Here is a 23,207-nt window from a genome sequence, read left to right on the forward strand (position 1 = left end):
AACTTTGCCATCCAAATTAACTTGCTTTTACCCTATGTCCATATTTTCTGAAACATCCAATATTACCATTACCTGCCATAAATGGCATGCTCCATATCTCCAGGAAGAAGTGCTGGCATTAGGGTATACCATAGACCAAACTTTTGTTACGGGTGTAAAGTTGCAGGGAACGCTTCAGGATTGTATTAAACTAAATTTAAATTTGAATTGTGGCAGCCAGGTTCTTTTTAGTCTGGGAAGCTTCGAGGCCAATAATCCGGATGCTGTTTACCGTCACGTCCGGAATTTGAATTGGGAAAAATATATCGATAAGGCCGGATACTTCACCGTAACTAGCAATGTGAAGCATCCAAGTATCAAAAATAGTATGTTTGCCAATGTCAAGGTTAAAGATGCAATTGTAGATCGGTTTAAAGAACTATTTGATGAGCGTCCGTCATCTGGCTCTGAATTTCTGGGTGCAGTGGTGCATCTTTTCTGGAATGAATATGGATCGGAAATATTTCTGGACACCTCAGGAGAATCCCTTGCCCGCCATGGCTATCGCAAAATTCCTGGCCAGGCCCCAATGCTCGAGGCCTTGGCAACATGTACCATTATGGCCAGCAAATGGGATAAAAGGAGTCCCTTTATCAATCCTATGTGTGGTTCAGGAACCTTGGCAATCGAAGCCGCTCTGTTGGCTACCAATACCAAGCCAGGGATCCACCGCGACCACTTTGCCTTTATGCATCTATTGGAATACGACGATACCGTTTATCAGTCAGAAATGAAAATGTTGGAGGAAGCAATTATTGAAGATCTTGATCTTACGATCATCGCCAGTGATATTGATGAAAATGCCGTTCATAACGCACGTAAAAATGCCGTAGCAGCCGGCGTTTCAGAATACATTCAATTCGAGATTTGTGACTTCCGGGAGGCAACAATTCCCGAAAACACGGGTGTTTTATTTATGAATCCAGAGTATGGTGAACGCCTGGGAGAAATGGAAGAACTGGAGGAAACCTATCGCGAAATTGGTAACTTTATGAAGCAAAAATGTAAGGGATATTTAGGATATATCTTTACAGGAAATTTAGACCTTGCTAAGAAAATAGGTCTAAAGGCTAAAAAACGTACGGAATTTTTTACTGGGAAAATTGATTGCCGACTATTGGAATATGAACTTTACCAAGGCAGTATGGTGAAACCAAAGACGCAACAAGTCGATTAATATTAAAAATTTAATGAACGAATATTATTTAGCTATTCGTTCATTAAACAAGTACAGGTATATGTCTTTCCGGCCTCAGTGCTTTTACATTACAACAGAAAAAAAATAAATGTCCATGCCCAACCCGCACGCTAATTCAAACCTTTTTATAACAAAGGCATTTTTCTGGTGTCTCCTGATCGTGAGTACCTGGGCTTGTAGCTGGGTGGGCCCTAAACCTAGTTTTGAGGATGACTTTATTACATATAAAATATCCAAAGACAAGCATGAAATAGATGGCGATAATATCACCCTGTTTAAGGCAGATCGGTTAAAGTTCCAGGCGGTTTTTGATAGCAGTGCCATTTACAAGAGCTTCATTCCAGAAAATCAGTATGATATCAATAAACTCATGGGATTTTCAGATTGTAACAGTCCACATCATGGAAACAGCGCACGTTTTGGATGGAATTGGATGGATAATGCTTTGCATATACATGCCTATACCTATGTCGATGGTCAAAGAGTAGTCAAATCCCTAGGAACGGTAACTTTAAATGAAACCAACACTTACGAGATTCAAATTCAGGGAAATGAATATGTTTTTTTACTAAACGGAGCAGAAACTCGAATGCAGCGCTTTTGCTCCGGAAGTGTGGGATTAGCATACAATCTTTTACCTTATTTTGGCGGTGATGAGACAGCCCCCCATGATATCAAGATTAAGATAAGACTATTAGAATAGTTCCTTCATCCGCCCATCCTAACTATCGGCAATAATACTGACCAAGACAGCAGTCCCTTTCCATATCACTGGCCTTCAGGCATATACGTCTATCTTCACAAGTAACCAAAAATAAATTTCTTTGCCTAATAGCTCTGAAGGCTGTTTAGGTACGATTTTTTAGGTAAATTTTAGCTAACTCAACTTACTGCTTCTGACGATTTTCATCCATACTCGGATCAACCCGATTGGAGAATTTCCCAGTAGGCCTATTTGAAGAACTAAATTTTTATGATCCTAATTGTCGATGATAGGCCGGAGAATATTCTACCTATTAAAAAAATCTTAGAAAATCATCATTATCAGACAGATTCGGCACTTTCTGGTGAGGAGGCTTTGAAGAAGATCTTGCAGAACAGTTATTCTGTCATAATCATGGACGTGCAAATGCCCGGCATGGATGGTTTTGAAGTGGCGGAATCACTTTCCGGTTTTAGCAAAGCAAGGGATATTCCCATAATTTTCTTATCAGCGGTTAATACAGAGAAGAAATTCGTCATTCAAGGTTATGATTCCGGAGGCATCGACTATCTGACCAAACCCGTTGATATTGATATTTTATTGTTGAAGGTTCGCACCTTCAAAAGGTTATTTGAGCAAAATCGTGCGCTAAGGGAAATACAGGGCAAGCTGGAGAATGAAATCGAAGTGAGGAAGAATGCCGAAAACGAGTTGCAGCTACGAATGCAACAACTCCATCTTGTCTTGGAGTCGCTGCCTCAGTTAGCGTTTACCATTAATAGTGCGGGAGAAATTGATTATACAAACCGCCATTGGTTACAATATGCAAAAGACCGAAACAGTTTTCCAGAAACACATCCAGACGACTCGAATTGTGAGTTGTGGAAGCAACATTATAAAGACGGCAAAGAATTTCAGGGCGAGGTAAGGCTGCTTGACCAGGAAACTAAGAACTATCGATATTTTCTTTTAAAAATTCTTCCCATATCTCAGCAAAATGAAGTCAGACGTTGGGTGGGCACCTTTACAGATATTAACAGGCAGAAGTTGACCCATGAAATTTTAGAACGCCAGGTTACCAAACGTACAGAGGAGTTGGTCACTAAAAATAAGGAACTGGAATCTACCAATCATGAACTTCAGCAATTTGCATGGGTAGTATCTCATGATTTAAAAGAACCCTTACGCAAGATTCAGACCTTTAACAATCTCATTAAAGATCGATACCTGGCTGGGAACCAGGAAGCTACGACCTACCTGGATCGTTCCATAGGAGCCTCTGCTCGTATGTCGCTTCTGATTAGTGACTTACTAGACTATTCCCGTTTGTCGGTGGCCGCACATTTTATGCCCACGAACCTGAATAATATGCTGCATGAGCTAATACAGGATTATGAGGAGATTATCGAAGCCAAGCAGGCAAAGGTGTCTATAGATCCTATTCCAGAGGTAGAGACTATTCCTAGTCAAATCAGGCAAGTATTTCAAAATCTAATCAGTAACGCTCTTAAATTTTCCAGACCCGGAGTAGCTCCGCAGATAAGTATTTCTGCTGCAAGAATCTCTGAGAAAAATGCTGAGGCCCCTGCGGATGAACATGGCCCCTATTGTCGGATTACAATCTCAGATAATGGCATCGGCTTTAACGAAAAATTCTTGGATCGCATCTTTATTATATTTCAAAGACTCAATAATATCACCGATTATGAAGGAACTGGAATCGGTTTGGCCATCGCAAAAAAAATTATCGATAAGCATGATGGTATTATCACAGCTCAAAGTCAGGAAAATGTAGGCACTAGTTTTATAATTATCCTACCCATTCAGCACCAACCTCACTCAATCTTATAGCATATGCCCCAGACTACTGTATCGAGCAATTCGAACAAGGACATTATCCCCCAGCTCAAGATCGTATTCACACTATCGATTGGGCTGTTGCTGGCGAGTTTAATAGCCTCCTTTTATAGCACCAAACAACTGATCAAAAATTCTGAACTCGTTAGCCATAATCAGGAAGTCCTATTGACCGCAGAATCGATCATTTCATTTCTTAAAGATGCGGAAACCGGGCAGCGAGGCTATTTATTAACTACGGACGAATCATTCCTACAGCCCTACGAAGGGAGCTATAGCAAGGTAAGTGCAGCTTATATTCGGTTAAATGAATTAACCGGAGCCAGCCCTGTTCAACAAAAAACGCTCATGGGATTGAAGGAGCGTTATGAAGCCCGTTTTGCTCAAATGGAGCGGGTGATCAACCTGGTTAAGAATAATAATCTATCTCAGGCCAGCCGGGAGGACCTTCACAGAGAAATGCTTCTGGGTAAGAAGATTATGGATGACATTCGGGTCATTGTTCAAACTGTGGTTCAGGAGGAAAATCGTCAGCTTACTGCCAGCGAGCAGGACCAGAAAATGTTCATACAATTCACCCCTTATTTTCTGGTACTGGCAGCTCTAATTTCAATCCTAATCACCGTAATGGCATTTTTACGAATCCAAAGCGACATCAGAAACCGTATAAAAAAGGAACAGGAATCGGAGGAAGTATATCGAAAGACGAGGTTACGAATCTCAAATCTTGAAAAAATAACCAGGCAGATCAAAGCAGGGGATTATTCGGTGCGCAGTAAAGAAGACATCGATGATGAACTGGGTAGGATTTCTACTGCCCTTAATGATATGACCACTTCCCTGCAAACGACGTTCAATGATTTGAAGAACAGGACATGGCTACAGGAAGGCGCCATAAAACTGGGAGATGCTATGCGTGGAGAACGTATCCTGTCCCAGCTTTCGGAAAAATTGCTTCAAGCATTAGTCAAGCATGTAGACGCTCAGGTGGGTGCTATGTATGTGCGTGAATATGATGTTCAATTTCAGCTTTATGCCCATTATGGTGGACGTGAAATATCTCCTACCCTTTCTGAACAGGATGGTATCGCCGGACAAGCCATTCGATCGGGGAAGATAATGATTCTGGAAAAGGTACCTTCTGAGCATTTCCAGATTCATACGGCTCTGGGCACTTCTAATCCGACTGCCATAATTCTGATCCCATTACAGTATGGAGGGGAAACCATTGCGGTAATAGAATTGGCCTGCCTTCATGAACCTGATTCTATTAAAAAGGAATTTTTGGAACGTAATCAGGATGTTCTAGCCATCGGAGTTAATTCTGCATTGGATTATTTAAAATTGCAGAATTTCCTTGAAGAAACTCAGGCACAATCTGAAGAACTTCAAGCCCAGCATCAGGAGCTTGAAAATCTTAACGCGGAACTGGAAGCGCAGTCTCAGAAACTTCAGGCTTCGGAAGAAGAATTAAGAGTTCAACAGGAAGAGCTTCAGCAAACCAATGAAGAACTTGAAGAACGAAGTAATCTATTGGAAGAGCGCAACCAGGAGATACTTAAAAAGGCCCAGGAACTCGAGCTATCTACCCGATATAAATCAGAATTTCTGGCCAATATGTCGCATGAGCTGAGAACCCCCCTCAATTCCATATTATTATTGAGCCGACTGTTGAGAGATAATGACACTCGAAACCTATCAGCCGACCAGGTAGAGTATGCATCGGTTATCAATGCCTCTGGCAATGGACTATTGGCATTGATAGATGAAATTCTGGATCTCTCCAAAATTGAAGCCGGTAAAATGGAATTAGATTTCCGGGAGACAGACCTGAATAGTTTAGCAAGGGAATGGACGGCACTATTTCTACCCCTGGCCAAAGAAAAAGATATTGAATTCAGGGTAGATGTAGATCAATCTGTTCAACCAATCATTGAGACGGATCGAATGAGATTGGATCAGATAATAAAAAACTTGGTATCCAATGCGGTCAAGTTTACAAAAGTGGGTTCCGTAATATTAAAGATAACTAATTCAGAAACCGCAGGTCTCCTCCAATTTATTGTAGAAGACACAGGTATAGGAATCCCCCCGGAAAAGCAGACCATGATCTTTGAGGCCTTTCAACAGGCTGATGGCTCCACCAAAAGAAAATACGGGGGAACAGGTCTTGGTCTATCCATTAGTAAGGAACTTATCAGGCTTCTTAACGGAGAATTGAAGGTGGAAAGCGAAGTAAATAAGGGTAGTAAATTTACCCTGACATTGCCAGTAAAAGAGTTGGAAACTCCTAAGCAAGCCTTACTGCTCGACGCGCCCAAGGCGGAGCCCTTGTCCCCGCCTGCCAACCAGTTTCTAAGCACTGTTATTCCGGAAGCAATTCCCGACGATAGATCTCAGGTAAAACTCGGTGACCGGGTTATATTGATTATCGAAGATGATATACACTTCGCTAAGGCCTTATTGGACTATACTCGTAGCAAAGGCTATAAAGGAGTGGTGGCTGTCAGAGGCGACGAAGGCCTACAACTGGCCAACACCTTTATGCCCTTGGGAATCATACTGGACTTACAGCTTCCAATTATATCAGGTTGGGAAATAATGGATCAGCTAAAGAAAAATGTATTGACCCGACATATACCCATTCATATTATGTCATCACATAGGATGAAAAATGAAAGTCTGATGAAAGGGGCCATCGATTTTATAGATAAGCCCAGGGCATTAGATCATATGAAGGAAGTTTTTGAGAAAATCGAATACGTAATCAGTAAAAAAGCTAAAAAAGTTCTGATAGTCGAAGATAATCCAAAGCATGCAAAAGCACTTGCCTATTATCTGGGAACTTTTGATATCAATTCCGAATTGAAACAAAATATTGATGACGGAATGACGGCCCTACAATCTAAGGAAGTGGATTGCGTAATTTTAGACATGGGCATTCCTGACCAAAAAGCCTATGAAACCCTGGAAGCCTTAAAAAAGCAATATGAACACGAACATATACCCATAATTATTTTTACGGGCAAAAGTCTTTCTATAAATGAAGAATATAGGATCAAACAATATGCCGACTCTATCATTGTAAAAACTGCTCATTCTTACCAACGAATGTTAGATGAAGTTTCCCTGTTTCTTCATATTATGGAGGAGAACAAAACCGAACCGAAACCAAAGGTTTTCGGCAGAAATTTAAGAGGAATGGCCGAGGTGCTGGAAGGCAAAACAGTACTAATAGCCGACGACGATGTACGAAATATTTTTTCTCTGTCAAAGTCGATGGAAACGTACAAAATGAATGTAATAACCGCTCTGGATGGTAAAGAGGCTATGAAAAAGCTTGAGCAACACCCGGAAATCAATGTAGTGCTTCTGGACATGATGATGCCGAATATGGACGGTTATGAAACCGCTCGAAGAATTCGCAGTGAGTCCAAGTGGAGAACGCTTCCTATCATTGCAGTCACGGCAAAAGCCATGATGGGCGATCGTGAAAAATGTATCAACGCCGGGGCATCAGACTATATTACCAAACCTGTGGATGTGGATCAGCTCATCTCCTTGTTGCGGGTATGGCTTTTTGAATCCTTCTGATTTTGAATATTTCATCTCCTAAATAATAATGTAAAAAAGCGTTTTGTATTTAATTATGGAACCAAAGAATAAAATATTAATCATCGATGATGACGAGCGGAACATATTTGCCCTGACCGCCATGCTCAAATCAAAATCGTATCATTGTATCTCCTGTTCCGGAGCAAGGGAAGCCATTGACCTGTTACATACCGATCAGGAGGTCGACGCAGTTTTGATAGATATTATGATGCCTGATATGGATGGATACGAGGCGATACCTCTTATTAAATCAATCGGTAACCGACGGGAAGTTCCTATCTTCGCTGTCACGGCCCAGGCAATGAAGGGCGATAAAGAAAAATGCCTGGAGGCAGGTGCTGACGGCTATATTTCTAAACCCATCGATATCGATTTATTGCTTGGGTTGCTAAACAACTTATAATAATGATTACCGATACGGAACTGACAACCTTATTAGAAGATATTTACAGGCAGTATGGCTATGATTTTATAGGTTACTCAAAGTCGTCATTACACCGAAGGGTACAGCGTATCTTCGCCATGGACAAGTTTCCTAGTTTTGCCGAGCTCCGCTATAAATTGCTTACAGACGACCTTTATGTGAAGCATTTTATTGAAGAGCTGACTGTCAATGTCACTGAAATGTTCCGTGACCCGCATTTTTATAAGACGCTTAGAGAGCAGGTTATTCCTTCTCTGGCTTCAAAACCTTTCATAAGGATCTGGCATGCTGGCTGCTCGACAGGAGAAGAAATTTTTTCGGTAGCCATCATGCTTCAGGAAGCCGGTCTACTGGAGAAATCTCTTATCTATGGCACCGATCTGAACGCTAAGGTACTGGCTAATGTCCGAAGAGGCCTCGTCCCTATTGACCAGATGAAAAAGTACTCCGAAAATTATATTGCCTCTGGAGGGCCAAAAGATTTTTCCCAATACTACACTGCCCATTATGGACAAGCCATTCTGAATCAAAAACTGACAGAGAAGGTTATCACCTCCACTCATAACCTGGTTTCAGACAGTTCATTCAATGAGTTTGACCTTATTCTATGCCGAAATGTTTTGATTTATTTTAATAAGAACCTGCAGGATCACGTTTTAGACCTGTTTGACAAAAGCCTCTCCCCTCTAGGATTTCTTGCTTTAGGCAGCAAAGAGACTATCCGATTTTCGGGACTGGCTACTTACTACCAACAAATACAGCCTGAAAAGATATGGAGAAAAACCCAGTAACCCCGAAATTGGTGGTAATAGGTGGATCAGCTGGAAGCTTAACAGTACTGTTTCAGGTTCTGCCCGAGTTGCGCCCTAGTTTTCCCTATACGCTGGTTCTGGTTTTGCACCGTAAAGGGGGTTCCGATTCCCATTTGGTGGATTTACTCAATGCCAAATGTACGGCTCCGGTTATCGAAGTAGAAGACAAAGAAGCGCTACAGATTGGTCAAATTTATCTGGCCCCGTCAGACTATCATCTACTACTCGAAGACAGAGCTACCTTCTGCTTGGACGACGACGAAAAAATACATTATAGCCGGCCCAGTATAGATGTCACCTTCGAGTCGGCAGCCCATGTATTTGGAAAAGATACGGTTGGCATCCTATTATCAGGAGCCAATGACGATGGCTCGGAAGGGCTTGCCCGCATCCGGGCAGCGGGTGGAATGGCCATCGTGCAAGACCCTAACTCGGCACAAATGCCAGTAATGCCTCAAGTGGCTATAGACAAAAATCATTACGATTATGTCGCCGACATAGATCAGATCCGCTCGTACCTCAATCAATTATCCTAACCGGAAGTAGATGTGGAAGGGTCCCGATTACCAGGGTTTCCCGGCTTTTCCGGATTCTCCCCTTCTACTGGAGCCCGCGGAGTCACCTGAGGTTTGATAATCATTCGCAACGATTGATCGTTGGTAAAATAGGCTACCATCCAATTGTAAAGGGTCTTAACTCTGTTTCGATAGGAAACCAGTGCCAGCAAATGGATAAATAGCCAGGCCAACCATGCTACCAGTCCATTTAAATGCATCTTAGGCTTCGGCAAATCCACCACCGCTTTCATCTTACCAATAATGGCCATGGAACCCTTGTCGATATACTTAAAAGGCTTAAGGTCGAGCCGCTTAAATGAACGCTCCAAATTAGAAGCGAGCTGCTTACCTTGCTGGATGGCCACCTGCGCTACTTGTGGATGTCCAAAAGCATAATCAGGGTCGCTGAGCTGAAGACAAGCATCCCCTATTGCATGTATATTATTGGTTTCGGTTACCCGATTATATTCGTTGACTAGTAAACGATTTCCACGCCCGTAACAAGCCTCAGGGAGTCCATCAAAACGGATTCCTGTTACTCCGGCCGCCCAGATTAACGTCTTGGTGGGGATGGTACGCCCATCGGCTAAAAATACCGTATCATTCCTGAAATCTTGAACTCTGGTCTTTAGTAAAATATTGACCCCCAGCTCTTTTAAATCATGCAGGGTGTCTTGTTGGGAGGCTACACTCATTGGGGAGAGGAGTTCCTCTCCCCCATCGACCAAAAATATTTCGCTGCCCTTTCCTACGAGTTCAGGATATTCTTTTCGCAAAATTCCATTGCGTAACTCGGCAAAAACCCCGGAAAGCTCAACTCCCGTGGGGCCTCCTCCTGCAATCACCACAGTAAGCCTTTTCTTAATCTCCTCTGGATCTGAGGAAACACTCGCCTTTTCCATTTGTTGTAACAGCCGGTTACGCATACCTATGGCATCATCTACCGTTTTCATGGGAAGAGCGTTCTTTTCTACATTAGCCATGCCAAAAAAATTGGACTGTGCTCCGGTGGCAATGACCAAGTGATCATACTTAAGTAGCCCGTTACTAAGAAGTACTTCGTTCCTTTCGGGAAGGATCCGAAGGAGCTCACCCATTCTAAAAAAAATATTACCACTTTTCCGAAACAACTTACGGAAAGGGTAGGAAATACTGGAAGGTTCCAGAAACCCCGTCGCCACCTGATACAGTAAGGGAGGAAAAAAGTTATAATTATTTTTATCAACTAATATAATTTCTAAATGTTTTTGCCCGGATAAGGCTTGAGCCAGATTGACTCCTGCGAAACCGCCACCAATGATTACTATTCTCATGTATGTAAAATGTATTAGATTCGTTGCCTAAGAATGCAGTTTGAATAATGCTGCTCTGTTACCGTATAGCCTCAATTACCATGCCTCGGCACTGGAGCCAGCCCCATGCTCGGGTGTAAATAACTGTTAATACCAAAACCAGGTCTGTTCCTTTTCGGATAAGTTACTTATATTGCTTTCAAAAAACGAAAAACCATGATAAAAAGAATCGCGTCTTATATTGCGCTTAGTATCCTATTCATTAATATAGCTCATGCCCAGATTGCAGGGGCTAAGAATAAAATTGCCCCATTTCAGATTCAGCTTACTACCGGACAGACCTATACAGCCTCTCAGTTAGCCAAAGGGCCTGTGGTACTTATCTACTTCTCTCCTGACTGTGACCACTGTGTCGACTTCACGGAAGATATGCTGAAAAACTATCAAATATTTGCGAATAAACAAGTGGTAATGGTAACTTTTCAGGATATGAATATGCTCCGACCATTCGTTTCCAGACATAAATTGACACAATATCCTAACATTAAAGTGGGGACAGAAGGTACGAGCTATAAGGTACAGCGTTATTATCAAATTAGATCGTTTCCTTATATCGCTATTTACGACAAGGCCGGAAATCTTGTCCGAACTTTTGAAGGCGAACAGCCACACCAGACTATATTTAATACAGTTAAAAGTATATAGGAATAAACTTCAAGATGGAATGGTTTTTGAAGATTTGGTTTAAATTTATTCATCGAGGGTATTTTTATATACGCTCTTAATTATGAAATATGGACGCTAAAGCAATAAGCCTGAAAGAAAAAGAAGTAAAACCTGTTGTAGATCTGCTAAACCAATATTTAGCAACTTACCATATACATTATCAAAAACTTAGAGGGTGTCACTGGAATATTAAAGGTCAGAATTTCTTCACCCTGCATGTAAAATTCGAAGAGCTTTACACCAGTGCGCAGTTAACTATAGATGAAATTGCTGAAAGGGTGCTCACCTTGGGGAAGCCGCCACACAGTCGCTTCGCCGATTACATTAAAGAATCGGAAATAGAGGAGATCGACACCATTGGCATGTCGGACCTGGATATGGTCGATGCTTTACTTTCCGATATGGCGAAGCTCATTGAGTTGGAGCGAGGATTGTTGGAAGCCTCCGACGAAGCAGGCGACGATGGGACCAACGATATGGTTAATCGTTTTATGCAATTCAAAGAAAAAAACACGTGGATGTTGCGTTCCTTTGCTGGGAAAAAATAATCCACCAAAGCTCAGAATACACTCATTGAAAAGCCGGGGCTACTCAGTCCCGGCTTTTCATTTATAAACTGGGCACCACTCCTTCCCAAAGTCCCCTAATTTCTACAAACCAGGATAGGCTGTAGATTTTTTTCCACATTCATTTATCGATACTGAGCTTGCCTACTGCTTATATATACGTAAATTCGGCCGCCACCGGTATAGCTATTGATGATGGCAAATTAATTCTTACTATAAAATTATAAATGCCCTTACATGGAATTGATTACTTATGCCCGACAGCAAATTGTATTATCGCCAGAAATGGAGGAGGAAATAGACCGGGCTTTCAAAAGTGAATCTTTCTGCAAAAACCATAAAATACTGCAGCCTGACAATTTTTCGAAGAAAGTATTCTTTATTGAAAAGGGGTTTGCCCGAACCTACTATTATAAAAACGGAAAAGAAATAACCCATCATTTTCTTTCTGAAAATAACTTTTATCTAACCATTGATAGTATCTTTTATAACAGACCTTCATTATATGGTTTAGATGCCATAGAGGACTGCACCATGCGAACGATACCCTACCCAGAATTAGAAAAGTATCTGGACCAGTCGAAAGCCCTGGAAAAACTGGGAAGGCTGGCTTTAGTAAACTCCGTAAAAATGTTTTCCGATAAGCTCTACTCCATACAGTTCCAGTCTGCCCCGGATCGCTACCTTTCTATGATTCAAAGTTTTCCAGATATACTACTCCGGGCTCCTTTGGGCCAAATTGCTTCGTATTTAGGCATTACACAGGAAACCCTGAGCAGGATTCGGGCAGCCAGGCCTTAGTGTGAGGGCCTGATAATTACTATTGAACAGCTTTTAAAAGGGCCTCATCCTCTGTGATCCTATTATTTACTAAGGCAGCTTTAAGGTAGACACTCATGGCGTAACCTCCTTTGAATGACTTGTCAACTTCAACCATAGGCACCTTCAATCTAGCATGCTTAATAGATTCAAGATGAGCAATAGAAACATAACTCAACTCAGGCTTTCCGTTGCCAAGGTCACAAAGGCCATAGGCAATCTCATTCTTTTCATCCAGTTCGGATAGTAGCCAAATGGCCTTTCCATATTGGGAATACAATTTTACTACGGGTTCATGATCTCGTCCTAGGTCGTTATGAACTTCGGAGGCATTATGGATCATGATTTCCCTTAAATTTTCAGGAATCATTTGCGACATTTTGTAAAGGTAAAAATTACCAAAGGCAAGATTGCTATTTTAAACCCGCTGCAAAGAAAAAAAATATTTCTATTTTCTCCATTCATAACATCCAATATTAGGGGATTATCTCATATCCCCTTTCAAAGTCAGGGGTGCCTATCTGAGAAGTCGCCCTGATATTCAGCATATTCTGTCGATTACTCATTAAAAGCTACCGTATAATCAGCTAGGTATTATTACGCTTGTCCGACCTTATGGGAAGGGGTAAATTTGGTTAACATTAAAAACGAATATGATGAAAAACCAACTTATCTCCCCTATTGCGTTGTTAGCAACTATTGGATTGTTCCTGATGACCAACTGCAAAAAAAGTAGTGTGGCTCCAAATCCCATGAATTGTGCGAAAAACTCAGAAAGCCTTAATAAAGCACTTACTGACTTTGTAGCTACTCCCAACAATACAACATGTGCAAAGTATAAGGATGCCATCCGTGATTTTTTTAAAAGCTGTCCGACCTACTATTCCGGTGTCACTAAAAAAGACTTGGAGGAATTCCTGGCCGAACCTTGTGATATCTGAGAATTTACAAATGGACCAGGCCAACCAACCTGTGGGGCTCGTTCTTTAGCCTAGTCTCAAAAAATGCCCGCTTTTCTATCTTATAATACGGATAGAGGAGCGGGCTTAGGAGGGTTTACGAGATAAAGACATAAGTTTACAAGTAGTGTGTACAATGCCTATTATCTTTAACTCACCTGCGAAATTGCGAAATATATTTGTTAAAAATATCATGGTAAACCATGATATGGCATCCTCAATACCATGAATTTTCACAGAAAGGTGTGGTTTTCCCATAGGAAACACCATCACCTAGTCTACCAGCTCATGTTTCACGGCAAAAAGAACAAGCCCAACAACACTCTTGGCTCCTATTTTTTGCATCAGATTACGTCGGTGCGTCTCCACTGTTGCGACACTGATAAAAAGCTTTTCAGCAATCTCATTGGTGGACATTTCCCTGGCAACTAACCGTAATATTTCCAGCTCCCGGATGGTCAGATTGGCATACCCGCCTGGTTTGCTTAATTTATCGTCCTGAAATATCGCCAGCTCGATCACCACCTCGTCGCTGAAATACTTTTTCCCCTCCAATACAGTACGGATGGCAAATATGAGTTCATCAGCATCGGCCATTTTGAGTACATATCCGTGAACGCCCATTTTGATGGCCGATCGGATTTGCTTGGCATCTTCCACCATCGTGAGCATTATCAGGCGGGTTTCCGGTTGTTTGTCTTTAATGGAAGCACAGAGCTCAATCCCATTAATAACTGGCATGCGCATATCGGTAATGACGAGGTCTACGGCATTGTCTTCCAAATAGCGCAGTGCGTGATGCCCATTGGTAAAAACGGATACTACATCGATGTCATCGAAGGAGGATAGGAGTACAGACAGGCTGTCGAGCACGATCTGATGATCATCTATAAGAATCACTCGTGCTTTTTTTGTATTCATAGTTTTATAACGTTGTGAAAGAGATCCTTAAGGGTTATCCTGGCAAATGATCGGAAATTTCGTCAATCGCCTCTAACTTTGTATAAATTTGATATTAATCCATTTTATGAAACATCTCCTCGCACTATTCCTCCACAAGCCAGCAATGGCCTGGCTCTGGACAATTTTCATCACTGTTATTTGTAACTGGCCTGCGCAAAATATCCCTCAATCGAGCTTTCCTGGTACTGATAAAATCATTCATATCGGCTTCTTTTTGATTTGGACTATATTATGGCTGATTGCCAGAGGTATACCTGCTAAACATATCATTTGGATTGGTACGCTCTTTGGCTTAGCAATTGAAATTACCCAGTGGATTCTGCCCTTCAACCGCAGCTTTGACTGGCTGGACTTATTGGCCGATTCCACTGGGATCATCTTAGGAATTCTTATATACCGAAAGATAATGTACCATTATCTCCAGCGTTTATACTGATTGATCAAGGCATTGGTCGAGCTATCATGCTCTGTCACTGGCCAATCGTTTTGTAGTTCAGGATAAATTTTGTTGGCCAGCTGTTTTCCTAGTTCTACTCCCCACTGATCGAAGCTATAAATATTCCAAATTATGCCCTGTACGAAAATCTTATGCTCGTACATGGCAATTAAGCTACCCAAAACTTTGGGTGTTATCTTTTTAACCAATATGGAATTGGTAGGGCGATTCCCCTCGAAAACTTTAAAAGGTGCGATTGCAGCTACCTCCTCCTTACTTTTACCGGCATTAATTAATTCAGCCTCTACCTCTTCTCTAGACTTGCCGTTCATCAAAGCCTCGGTTTGGGCAAAAAAATTGGAAAGAAGCATTTTATGATGGTCTCCTACCGGATTGTGACTGACAGCCGGAGCAATAAAATCGCAGGGTATTAGCTTGGTACCTTGATGAATCAGTTGATAAAATGCATGCTGGCCGTTGGTGCCGGGCTCTCCCCAGATTATTGGGCCCGTTTGATAGCTGACAGGCTGACCGTCCCGACCAATATATTTACCGTTACTCTCCATATCGCCCTGCTGGAAGTAAGCAGCAAATCGATGTAAATACTGGTCATAAGGCAAAATTGCCTGAGACTGAGCATCATAGAAATTATTGTACCAAATTCCTAATAGCGCCAAAATCACGGGTATATTCCTCTCCAGCTTGGTATTACGAAAGTGGTTGTCCATTTCATGAGCACCTGCAAGCAAAGATTCGAAATTCTGGAAGCCTATAGAACAGGCGATAGACAGGCCAATTGCCGACCATAATGAGTACCGACCACCTACCCAGTCCCAAAATTCGAACATATTCTGGGTATCAATACCAAATTTTTCAACCTCTGAAGCATTCGTGGATATGGCTACAAAATGCTTTTTAACGTGTTCAGCATCTTTGGCATGCTCCAAGAACCAGTTTCGCGCACTATGTGCATTGGCCATGGTTTCTTGGGTGGTGAAAGTCTTAGAGGCTATCATAAACAAGGTAGTCTCTGGATCGAGTTCTTTGATGGTCTCTATGATATGAGTACCGTCCACATTGGAGACATAATGGACGTTTAAACCTTTTTTGGCGTATGCTTTAAGCCCTTCGGTCACCATAACTGGCCCAAGGTCACTCCCCCCTATGCCAATATTAACAATATCGGTGATCGCCTTGTTGCTAAAGCCTTTCCAGGCTCCTGATCTTACCCGGTTCGAAAACATTTTCATTTTGTCTAATACCGCGTTGACATCCGGCATCACATCTATACCATCCACTATAACGGGGGTGTTAGATCGGTTGCGAAGCGCAGTATGTAGCACCGCTCGCCCTTCCGTGGCATTGATGGTATCTCCAGAAAACATCTGTTCGATCGCCTTCGATACCCCACATTCCTCGGCAAGCTGAACCAAATAAGTACGGGTACGCGTCGTAATTCTGTTTTTGGAGTAATCCAATAATATATCTCCTAAACGGATGGAGAATTTACGCTGACGATCGGCATCTTCTTCAAACAAAGTTTTGATCGTGGTCTTTGAAATGGTTTTATGATGCGACTTTAATTTCTTAAAGGCATTGGTCTTATCGAAATTGACAGATTCTAGCATAATAATAAATGGTGTTAAGTCGGTAAATCGTCTACTGGACAAACATTTTAGTACAAATTGGCACTAAACTGTTGCAAAATTAGAATTTTGACTGACTTAACACCATATTTCTTATTTAGATGCATCTAGAACTCCCCGGAAATACCCTACTGACTCGGCAATTCCCGCCAGCGGATCCTTCATATCTTTCTCATACTCAAGGCTACAAGCGCCATCATACTTCACTTTACGCATCATTGCAACAAAAGCAGGAATATCGATGAGGCCTCTCCCCAGTTCACAGGTTTTCCCCGCCTTTTCGGCCGCAGTGACATTTTTAAGGTGAATGTCAAAAATTCGTTTGTGGTATTTACCCATATCGGCAACAGAGTCTTGTTTGTCTCTAAAATTATGCCCCATATCGAAACAGATACCCATTCTGGCATCCATATTCTTGATTTCTTTATGGATAGATTCTGCGTTTGGAAAGAGATCGATATCAGGACCATGGTTGTGAATGGCGTAACGAATATTATACTCCTTCACCTTCGATTCTACATATGGTAACAGGTCTAAGTTTGGCACTCCAACTATAAGGTCCACGCCCACACGTTTGGCGTAATCGAATGCCTGATCGACGGATTCCTTACTTTTTGCATAAATAGGTCCCACCGCATAACCTTTGACGTCCGACTCTTTCAACTTCTGATGAAATGCCTTTATCTCCTCATCTGTACTGTTCATGGGAAGATGAAAATCTTTGATGCATAGATGATGCACGTCCGTTTTACGCATCATCTCCAAAGCTTCATCAAGTTTGAAGTGAACAAATGTATACCCGGCAATGGCTAATCTAAAGGGATCTTCCTTACTTTTGACCACTTTGGGCATAGCTTGAGCGGAAGATAAGCTAAGTCCTCCAAGCGCCAAGCCTGCCAATCCTTTCTTTACAAAATCTCTTCTTTGATTCATCAGTCTACAGTATTAGTATTATGGTTCGTATCATAAAGACGAAAATTCTGCCCACTACCATTAGAACACCCGGGCTATTTCGTCTGGGTAAACCGGTCTACAAAATGTTTTAAAGGTATATAGGCGGGTACGAGCATATCGTGGCCATAACCATCCATTTCATAGAGTGTGGTCTGCATATGACCATTAAGTTTCATCACCCTGCTCATATATGCATTTTCTTCATAGCGGCCAAGCATCTCCATTTCTCTATCCCCCGTTATCAATAACATCGGGGGTGCATCGGCCCGCGCATGAAAAGCCGGAGCATATTCATCAATTATGGGCTGTGTCTCTTTAATTCCCCTTTCCTTACGCACGGTCATATGTGTAATGGCATGGCCACTCAGCGGGGCCAGACCGGCAAGCCGGTTGGCATCTATACCATATTTTAACAAATAATGCTTGTCCAAACCTACCATACTCGCCAAATATCCACCTGCCGAGTGACCGGTAAGTATAATTTTGGTTGTATCTCCCCCCCACTTTCCTATATTTTCGAATACCCATGCGGTGGCCCTTGCTGCATCTTCGATATACGCTGGGTGCCGTACATTGGGTGAAAACCGATAGTTCGCAGCTACTACAATATATTTATTGGTCTTAAGTTCGTCCGGAATATGTTTGTTTCCACCAACTAGTCCTCCTCCATGAAACCAAATAAGGACTGGTAGGGCCTTGGCACCCTCAGGTGCATAGATATCCAGCACACAACGCTCAGCTATATAAGCATCAGCTCCCGTGATTGTTTTACTGTAATATGGGATATTTGAATCGATTTTACTCTGGCCATGGACCCACCCAGCCCAAAGACAAAAATACAGCAGGAAAATATTACGCGACATAGGAAAGGTTTGATTTGATCATTACTATAATAATGCAGCGCCAAAAACGCCGGCACTGTCGCCCAGTAGAGGCTTCAAAATGGGAGTTTGAACTACTTTATTATTAAAAATATAATCCTTAATTTTTTCATACCCTTCGGTATACAGGAGATCTATATTTCCGACCCCCCCACCAATTATAATAAGCCCTGGATCCAGCACATTGATCAGCGTGGAAATGGCTCGACCATAATATTCGAGAAGGCGTTCTACAGTAAGCTTGGCAATAGGATCCGAACCATCGACATAACGCTCCATTATGACTTTCATATTCTGACGCACTCCAGACTTCTCCTCATAAAATCGCTCCAAAGCGGGCCCCGATATTACCTGTTCCACACATCCAGATTTGCCACAGTAACAAGGATGACCTCCCGCTTCGAGAATATTATGCCCCCACTCGCCTCCTATTCCATGGTGCCCACCTATAATTTTACGATGTACAACCAAACCGCCTCCAACGCCTGTACCCATGATAACGCCAAAAACTACCTCTGCTTCAGGATAGTCCGTTCCGGCCCCCATAAGCGTTTCGGCTAAGGCAAAACAGTTTGCATCATTGGCCAGCTTTACAGGCACGCCTAAGACCCTCTCCAGATCCTTCCTTAGAGGCATTCCATTGAGGCATATCGTATTGGAATTTTTCATTAACTGACTTCCAGGCTCTAACACACCGGGAGTGGCAAAACCGACTTGAGCAGGCCGCTCACCTATTTCCTGGGCAACATCATGGATGAGGCCCTCAATTTGATTGAGTATATGTTGATAGCCCTTAGCAGATTCGGTAGGCCTTCTCATTCGAGCCAAGACTGCATTACTATTTTCCGAATCCAATACGGCACACTCAATCTTGGTTCCGCCCAAATCTATTCCCCAAAGTTTCATAATATATTATAATACATTAATTATTTAAAAATTCGAAATCTACGAGTGCCTCTTCAGCCCCTCCTGTCAATAATGGATCTTTACTTAGCTTTATAATATTTGAAGCCGAATAAAAAGATCATAAAATAGCAAATAATAGGAAGGTAATAAGCATGGGCTACGTTATGATCGGCCACTGCCCCCATCAGGAAAGGAAAGACAGCTCCACCTACAACGCCCATTGAGATAAATGAAGAAGCTTGTTGGGTGTCTTTACCCAGGTTTTTAAGCCCCAGGCTAAAAATAGTCGGGAACATTATACTAAAGAAGAAATTTAAACTCAATAGAGCTATAAAGGATACTAGTCCAAGATCCTGGCCTACTAGGATACAGGCAAAAATATTGCAAACTGCGAAAATGGCTAATAGGCTATGCGGAGCAATAAATTTCATCAAAAAAGTCCCCACAAACCGACCAATAAGCATGAGACCCATGAAGAGCACCATGTAATTACCCGCTACGTTATCTGAAAATCCCATCTTCTCATGGCCATAATTAATAAAGAAGGCCCATGTGCCCCCTTGAGCAGCTACATTGAAAAATTGAGCTATTACAGCCCAGCGAAAATGACGATGGGCAAAAAGGGATCTCCAGGAGCCCGACGCTACCACACCCTCCGTGGCTTCTGAGGCCTCTTCCTGGTGAGGGTCGGTAAGTTCGGGAACCTTGACAAAAGCAAAACAAAAGGCAATAAATGCAATTACGCTACCTATAGCGATATATAAAACCTTCACCGAAGTAAGGTCTGTACTCCCTGGAACGTTGGTTCTCAAAAGAAAATATGATCCGATGGCTGGTCCCAGAATAGCCCCTAACGCATTAAAAGCCTGAGCAAAATTGATTCGTTGGTCACTGGTACGCTGATCGCCTAAAGCCGCAACGAAAGGATGTGCCACCGTTTCCAATGTAGACAGTCCGCAGCCCAATATGAATAAAGCTACCCCAAAATAAGGAAAAGATGCCGTGGCCGCCGCAGGAACGAATAGAAAAGACCCGGTAGCAAACAGGGACAAACCTAAAAGAACCCCGTTTTTATAACCAAATCGCTTCATAAATAAGCCTGCAGGGATACCCATCACAAAATAAGCGCCAAATATGGCGAATTGTACAAAGGCAGATTGGGTCTTCGATAAACTCAAAACCAATTGGAAATGCTTATTTAAGACATCACCCATGGTGATAGCAATGCCCCAAAACATAAAAAGAGAGGTGACGAATATTAAAGTCACAAGGTACTTCCGATCCGTAAATCGAGCCGGAGCAACAATAGGTTTTGAAGTTTCTAACATGGAAATGGTTTGTAATTGCGGTTAAAAAAATGGTGAAATTTGATTTAATACCCGGTTTCGGGTCAATTATGCTACAGTTGTGGTTTTAAAATTCCCAATACCGTTATTCAAGATAAGTGTCAACAAAAAACGTTTTAGCAAAGCAATAAACTATTATTTAGAGGTCATTCAGGGTTAATCTTAATGTAAAAAAGATAGAAAATAGGTTGTTTAGAAAGCACGAAATGGATCTGGCACCCATTTTGTAAAAGGCAAAAATATCACATTTTACTTATACTAAACATAATATATCATGGGAAATCTTCTTTATACTGTCGCCGTTATTTTGGTGATACTATGGCTAATTGGTTATTTCGGATTTGCCAGCTTTGGAATGGGCAACATCATTCATATCCTATTGGTAATTGCCGTAGTTGCGGTAATTCTAAGATTAATTAGAGGGGATCGGGTTGTTTAGATAACCTATTTCAATATTATTTGAAGAGCCGATTGCCTTGACCTCTAAAAATACTACAGCGCCACGGATAAAAGTAAAGCGAACCTCAATTATTTGATTTCGACTTTAGCTTTTGTCCGTGGCCTGATATATTAAAGAATCGGCATTTAATCTAGAATCATGTTCTTCTAGCTATTATGACGCATGAAAAAATACTGAAACGTAAAGATAATACCAGCGTAAAAATATCGGTATGGCTTTACGTGTATCAGAATGAATCGCGATGGGGCTATCTTGTTTTCATTAAGGAACCTGGAACAGATATCTGGCTGGATCCATTTGCCTATCAGCGTTACAAAGCGTTGAGTGAAGGAAAACCTATGGATGATCTAGCCGTACATCAGTTTGCTTCCGAAGAGGAGATTTACCGGACAAAAATGGAGCTGTGGAGAAAGATTCAACCCGTTTAGGTTTTATTTTCAAAGATTCCATTAATTAAAAGGGCGTGCCTTTCCTGAGTTTATAGTATAGGCTGTAAAGTTTTCCAGACATTTTCGGCTACAATCCGATGGCCATCAGCATTCGGATGTATACCATCTGGCAAATTTAATGATGCCTCACCACCTACTCCTTCCAGAAGAAAAGGAATGAGGGGGATATCGTTTTCAGTGGCTAAATCAGGATAGATCCTTTTAAATTCGGATGTATAGTCCTGCCCCATATTTGGGGGTATTTGCATACCTGCTAAAACCCGGTCGGCCTGCGGATATTTTGCATGGACTTTTTCTAATATAGCCTGAAGATTTCTTCTTGTTTCCGATACCGGAATGCCTCGAAGCCCATCATTACCCCCTAATTCTAATACAAAAATATCTAATGGCTGTTTCAGAAGCCAATCTATGCGGCTCTTACCCCCTGCAGTAGTCTCACCACTAACTCCGGCATTTACCACCTTATACTCAAGCCCCAGGGAATCTATTCTTTTTTGAATTAAGGCTGTAAATGCTTGTGAAGGATCATCCAGTCCATATCCAGCAGTAAGACTGTTCCCAAAAAATACAATAATTTTTTTGCCCTTCTGACCGATGGTATCAAGATTTTCTTTATCTGAATGTTTTTCACTTTCATCCGTCTTAGCTGACGGATTACAAGAAGCCAATATGAGACTGGCAATGATTATAGACAAAAAGAGATAAAGCGATTTCAGATTCTTCATGGGCATTCAAGTAATCAATAACTTAAGTGTATAGCATTGATGGAGGCTAGTAAAGGCTTCGAGTAAAAGGTCTTAGATCCCAAGCGGCCGAACCAAAATGCGTAAAATGGAGTTGCAATTTAAATTCATACAAATATACCAACAAAACTTAAAACGGAATGAGTGCTATTTTGAATCTAAAAAATGTCGGCAAATCTTATAAAAGTGGTAATTCAACTTTATCCGTGCTGCAAGACATAAATTTCGAAGTGCACCCCGGTTCTACCTTAAGTATTGTGGGGCCATCGGGCAGTGGCAAAACCACTTTGTTAGGCTTATGTGCCGGACTGGACCGGGCTAGTACCGGACAAGTTACCTTGCATGGAACCCAGCTCAATGGATTGAGCGAGGATGCACTCGCCGCTCTACGAAATCAATATATTGGCTTTATATTTCAAAATTTTCAGTTATTGCCAACCCTAACTGCTCTGGAAAACGTAATGGTTCCAATGGAACTACGAGGAGAAAAAAATATAAAGGCACGTTCCATCGAATTACTTGATAAAGTTGGCCTTGCTGACCGTAGTCACCACTACCCTACCCAGCTCAGTGGAGGTGAACAGCAAAGGGTATCCTTGGCCCGTGCATTTTCAAACCGACCAAGTATCCTCTTCGCCGACGAACCCACAGGAAATTTAGATGCAGAAACCAGTGAAAAAGTTGTAAAACTTCTTTTTGAGCTTAACCGGGAGGCCGGCACAACGTTGGTGCTCGTTACTCACGACCCTGAGCTCGCAGCCAAAACGCAGCGAATAATAAGCATAAAAGGTGGAAAACTTGTTTCCGATGTCCTACAATAATTAATGACAGTCGACACTATATTCATAAGCCGGGT

Annotated in this window: 24 protein-coding genes; 15 read left to right on the forward strand and 9 right to left on the reverse strand. The window is 41.9% G+C overall.

Translation table 11 applies throughout. From position 1 onward, the window contains the following. The first annotated feature begins 34 nt into the window (after window positions 1–34). The 7 genes from X939_RS0102585 to X939_RS0102615 all read left to right on the forward strand — a co-directional run bounded on the left by X939_RS0102585 (window position 35) and on the right by X939_RS0102615 (window position 9,184). Window positions 35–1,216 (forward strand): THUMP domain-containing class I SAM-dependent RNA methyltransferase, encoded by a 1,182-nt coding sequence (locus tag X939_RS0102585; protein WP_025761718.1) that lies wholly within the window; start codon window positions 35–37, stop codon window positions 1,214–1,216. A gap of 115 nt (window positions 1,217–1,331) precedes the next feature. Then, window positions 1,332–1,940, forward strand: coding sequence for a hypothetical protein (locus tag X939_RS0102590; RefSeq protein ID WP_044198371.1), 609 nt, complete (start codon window positions 1,332–1,334; stop codon window positions 1,938–1,940). Window positions 1,941–2,210: 270 nt separating this feature from the next. Then, complete coding sequence (locus X939_RS0102595) at window positions 2,211–3,791, forward strand: hybrid sensor histidine kinase/response regulator (protein ID WP_025761720.1); 1,581 nt, start codon at window positions 2,211–2,213, stop codon at window positions 3,789–3,791. 3 nt (window positions 3,792–3,794) lie between these two features. Beyond that, window positions 3,795–7,391: a response regulator gene (locus X939_RS0102600; protein WP_025761721.1), complete on the forward strand. Its 3,597-nt coding sequence runs from the start codon at window positions 3,795–3,797 to the stop codon at window positions 7,389–7,391. Window positions 7,392–7,446: 55 nt separating this feature from the next. Beyond that, complete coding sequence (locus tag X939_RS0102605) at window positions 7,447–7,815, forward strand: response regulator (protein WP_025761722.1); 369 nt, start codon at window positions 7,447–7,449, stop codon at window positions 7,813–7,815. Window positions 7,816–7,817: 2 nt separating this feature from the next. Then, the gene (locus tag X939_RS0102610; RefSeq protein ID WP_025761723.1) at window positions 7,818–8,627 is read left to right on the forward strand and encodes a CheR family methyltransferase; all 810 of its coding nucleotides are present in this window, start codon (window positions 7,818–7,820) and stop codon (window positions 8,625–8,627) included. Beyond that, window positions 8,609–9,184 carry a chemotaxis protein CheB gene (locus X939_RS0102615; RefSeq protein ID WP_025761724.1) on the forward strand — a complete coding sequence of 192 codons (576 nt, stop codon included), beginning with the start codon at window positions 8,609–8,611 and terminating at the stop codon, window positions 9,182–9,184. Before X939_RS0102610 ends, X939_RS0102615 begins: the two co-directional genes overlap by 19 nt. Here the strand turns inward: X939_RS0102615 and X939_RS0102620 are convergent. Next, on the reverse strand, window positions 9,181–10,518 hold the full coding sequence (locus X939_RS0102620) for an NAD(P)/FAD-dependent oxidoreductase (RefSeq protein ID WP_025761725.1): 1,338 nt from the start codon (window positions 10,516–10,518) through the stop codon (window positions 9,181–9,183). The genes X939_RS0102615 and X939_RS0102620 overlap by 4 nt on opposite strands. 195 nt (window positions 10,519–10,713) lie before the next feature. Here X939_RS0102620 and X939_RS0102625 point away from each other — a divergent pair, with 195 nt between their 5' ends. The 3 genes from X939_RS0102625 (at window position 10,714) to X939_RS0102635 (ending at window position 12,590) form a co-directional block, all read left to right on the forward strand. After that, window positions 10,714–11,202 (forward strand): TlpA family protein disulfide reductase, encoded by a 489-nt coding sequence (locus tag X939_RS0102625; protein ID WP_025761726.1) that lies wholly within the window; start codon window positions 10,714–10,716, stop codon window positions 11,200–11,202. An 89-nt stretch (window positions 11,203–11,291) separates the two neighbouring features. Continuing rightward, window positions 11,292–11,771 carry a Dps family protein gene (locus X939_RS0102630; protein WP_025761727.1) on the forward strand — a complete coding sequence of 160 codons (480 nt, stop codon included), beginning with the start codon at window positions 11,292–11,294 and terminating at the stop codon, window positions 11,769–11,771. 255 nt (window positions 11,772–12,026) lie between these two features. Beyond that, window positions 12,027–12,590, forward strand: coding sequence for a Crp/Fnr family transcriptional regulator (locus X939_RS0102635; protein WP_025761728.1), 564 nt, complete (start codon window positions 12,027–12,029; stop codon window positions 12,588–12,590). 19 nt (window positions 12,591–12,609) lie between these two features. Here the strand turns inward: X939_RS0102635 and X939_RS0102640 are convergent, their stop codons facing one another. Further along, window positions 12,610–12,987, reverse strand: a complete 378-nt coding sequence (locus X939_RS0102640; RefSeq protein WP_025761729.1) for a DUF2958 domain-containing protein — start codon at window positions 12,985–12,987, stop codon at window positions 12,610–12,612. A gap of 274 nt (window positions 12,988–13,261) precedes the next feature. Between X939_RS0102640 and X939_RS0102645 the strand changes: the two genes are divergently transcribed. Beyond that, window positions 13,262–13,549 carry a hypothetical protein gene (locus X939_RS0102645; RefSeq protein WP_131694674.1) on the forward strand — a complete coding sequence of 96 codons (288 nt, stop codon included), beginning with the start codon at window positions 13,262–13,264 and terminating at the stop codon, window positions 13,547–13,549. A gap of 291 nt (window positions 13,550–13,840) precedes the next feature. Here the strand turns inward: X939_RS0102645 and X939_RS0102650 are convergent, their stop codons facing one another. Beyond that, window positions 13,841–14,488 (reverse strand): response regulator transcription factor, encoded by a 648-nt coding sequence (locus tag X939_RS0102650; protein ID WP_025761731.1) that lies wholly within the window; start codon window positions 14,486–14,488, stop codon window positions 13,841–13,843. 106 nt (window positions 14,489–14,594) lie between these two features. Here X939_RS0102650 and X939_RS0102655 point away from each other — a divergent pair, with 106 nt between their 5' ends. Continuing rightward, window positions 14,595–14,966 carry a VanZ family protein gene (locus tag X939_RS0102655; RefSeq protein WP_025761732.1) on the forward strand — a complete coding sequence of 124 codons (372 nt, stop codon included), beginning with the start codon at window positions 14,595–14,597 and terminating at the stop codon, window positions 14,964–14,966. On the opposite strand, the gene pgi is transcribed toward X939_RS0102655, so the two are convergent. The 5 genes from pgi to X939_RS0102680 all read right to left on the reverse strand — a co-directional run bounded on the left by pgi (window position 14,945) and on the right by X939_RS0102680 (window position 20,681). Continuing rightward, window positions 14,945–16,594 (reverse strand): glucose-6-phosphate isomerase, encoded by a 1,650-nt coding sequence (gene pgi, locus X939_RS0102660; RefSeq protein WP_025761733.1) that lies wholly within the window; start codon window positions 16,592–16,594, stop codon window positions 14,945–14,947. The genes X939_RS0102655 and pgi overlap by 22 nt on opposite strands. Window positions 16,595–16,705: 111 nt before the next feature. Next, window positions 16,706–17,545, reverse strand: coding sequence for a sugar phosphate isomerase/epimerase family protein (locus tag X939_RS0102665; protein WP_025761734.1), 840 nt, complete (start codon window positions 17,543–17,545; stop codon window positions 16,706–16,708). Window positions 17,546–17,619: 74 nt separating this feature from the next. Continuing rightward, entirely contained in the window at window positions 17,620–18,429 is an 810-nt protein-coding gene (locus X939_RS0102670) for an alpha/beta hydrolase (protein ID WP_025761735.1), read from the reverse strand. Between the two features lie 24 nt (window positions 18,430–18,453). Then, a complete protein-coding gene (locus tag X939_RS0102675) occupies window positions 18,454–19,356 on the reverse strand; it encodes an ROK family protein (RefSeq protein WP_131694673.1) in 903 nt (300 codons plus the stop codon). Window positions 19,357–19,433: 77 nt separating this feature from the next. Then, window positions 19,434–20,681, reverse strand: a complete 1,248-nt coding sequence (locus X939_RS0102680) for a sugar MFS transporter (protein WP_044198225.1) — start codon at window positions 20,679–20,681, stop codon at window positions 19,434–19,436. 292 nt (window positions 20,682–20,973) lie between these two features. Here X939_RS0102680 and X939_RS23560 point away from each other — a divergent pair, with 292 nt between their 5' ends. Further along, a complete protein-coding gene (locus tag X939_RS23560; protein ID WP_131694672.1) occupies window positions 20,974–21,138 on the forward strand; it encodes a lmo0937 family membrane protein in 165 nt (54 codons plus the stop codon). A gap of 176 nt (window positions 21,139–21,314) precedes the next feature. Next, window positions 21,315–21,587 carry a hypothetical protein gene (locus X939_RS0102690; protein ID WP_025761738.1) on the forward strand — a complete coding sequence of 91 codons (273 nt, stop codon included), beginning with the start codon at window positions 21,315–21,317 and terminating at the stop codon, window positions 21,585–21,587. A gap of 50 nt (window positions 21,588–21,637) precedes the next feature. Here X939_RS0102690 and X939_RS0102695 read toward each other — a convergent pair whose 3' ends face one another. Continuing rightward, window positions 21,638–22,333 carry an arylesterase gene (locus X939_RS0102695; protein WP_044198376.1) on the reverse strand — a complete coding sequence of 232 codons (696 nt, stop codon included), beginning with the start codon at window positions 22,331–22,333 and terminating at the stop codon, window positions 21,638–21,640. A gap of 158 nt (window positions 22,334–22,491) precedes the next feature. Here X939_RS0102695 and X939_RS0102700 point away from each other — a divergent pair, with 158 nt between their 5' ends. Continuing rightward, the gene (locus X939_RS0102700; RefSeq protein WP_025761740.1) at window positions 22,492–23,172 is read left to right on the forward strand and encodes an ABC transporter ATP-binding protein; all 681 of its coding nucleotides are present in this window, start codon (window positions 22,492–22,494) and stop codon (window positions 23,170–23,172) included. Window positions 23,173–23,207: the final 35 nt, after the last annotated feature.

The sequence above is a fragment of the Dyadobacter tibetensis Y620-1 genome (genome assembly GCF_000566685.1).
Lineage (GTDB): Bacteria > Bacteroidota > Bacteroidia > Cytophagales > Spirosomataceae > Dyadobacter > Dyadobacter tibetensis.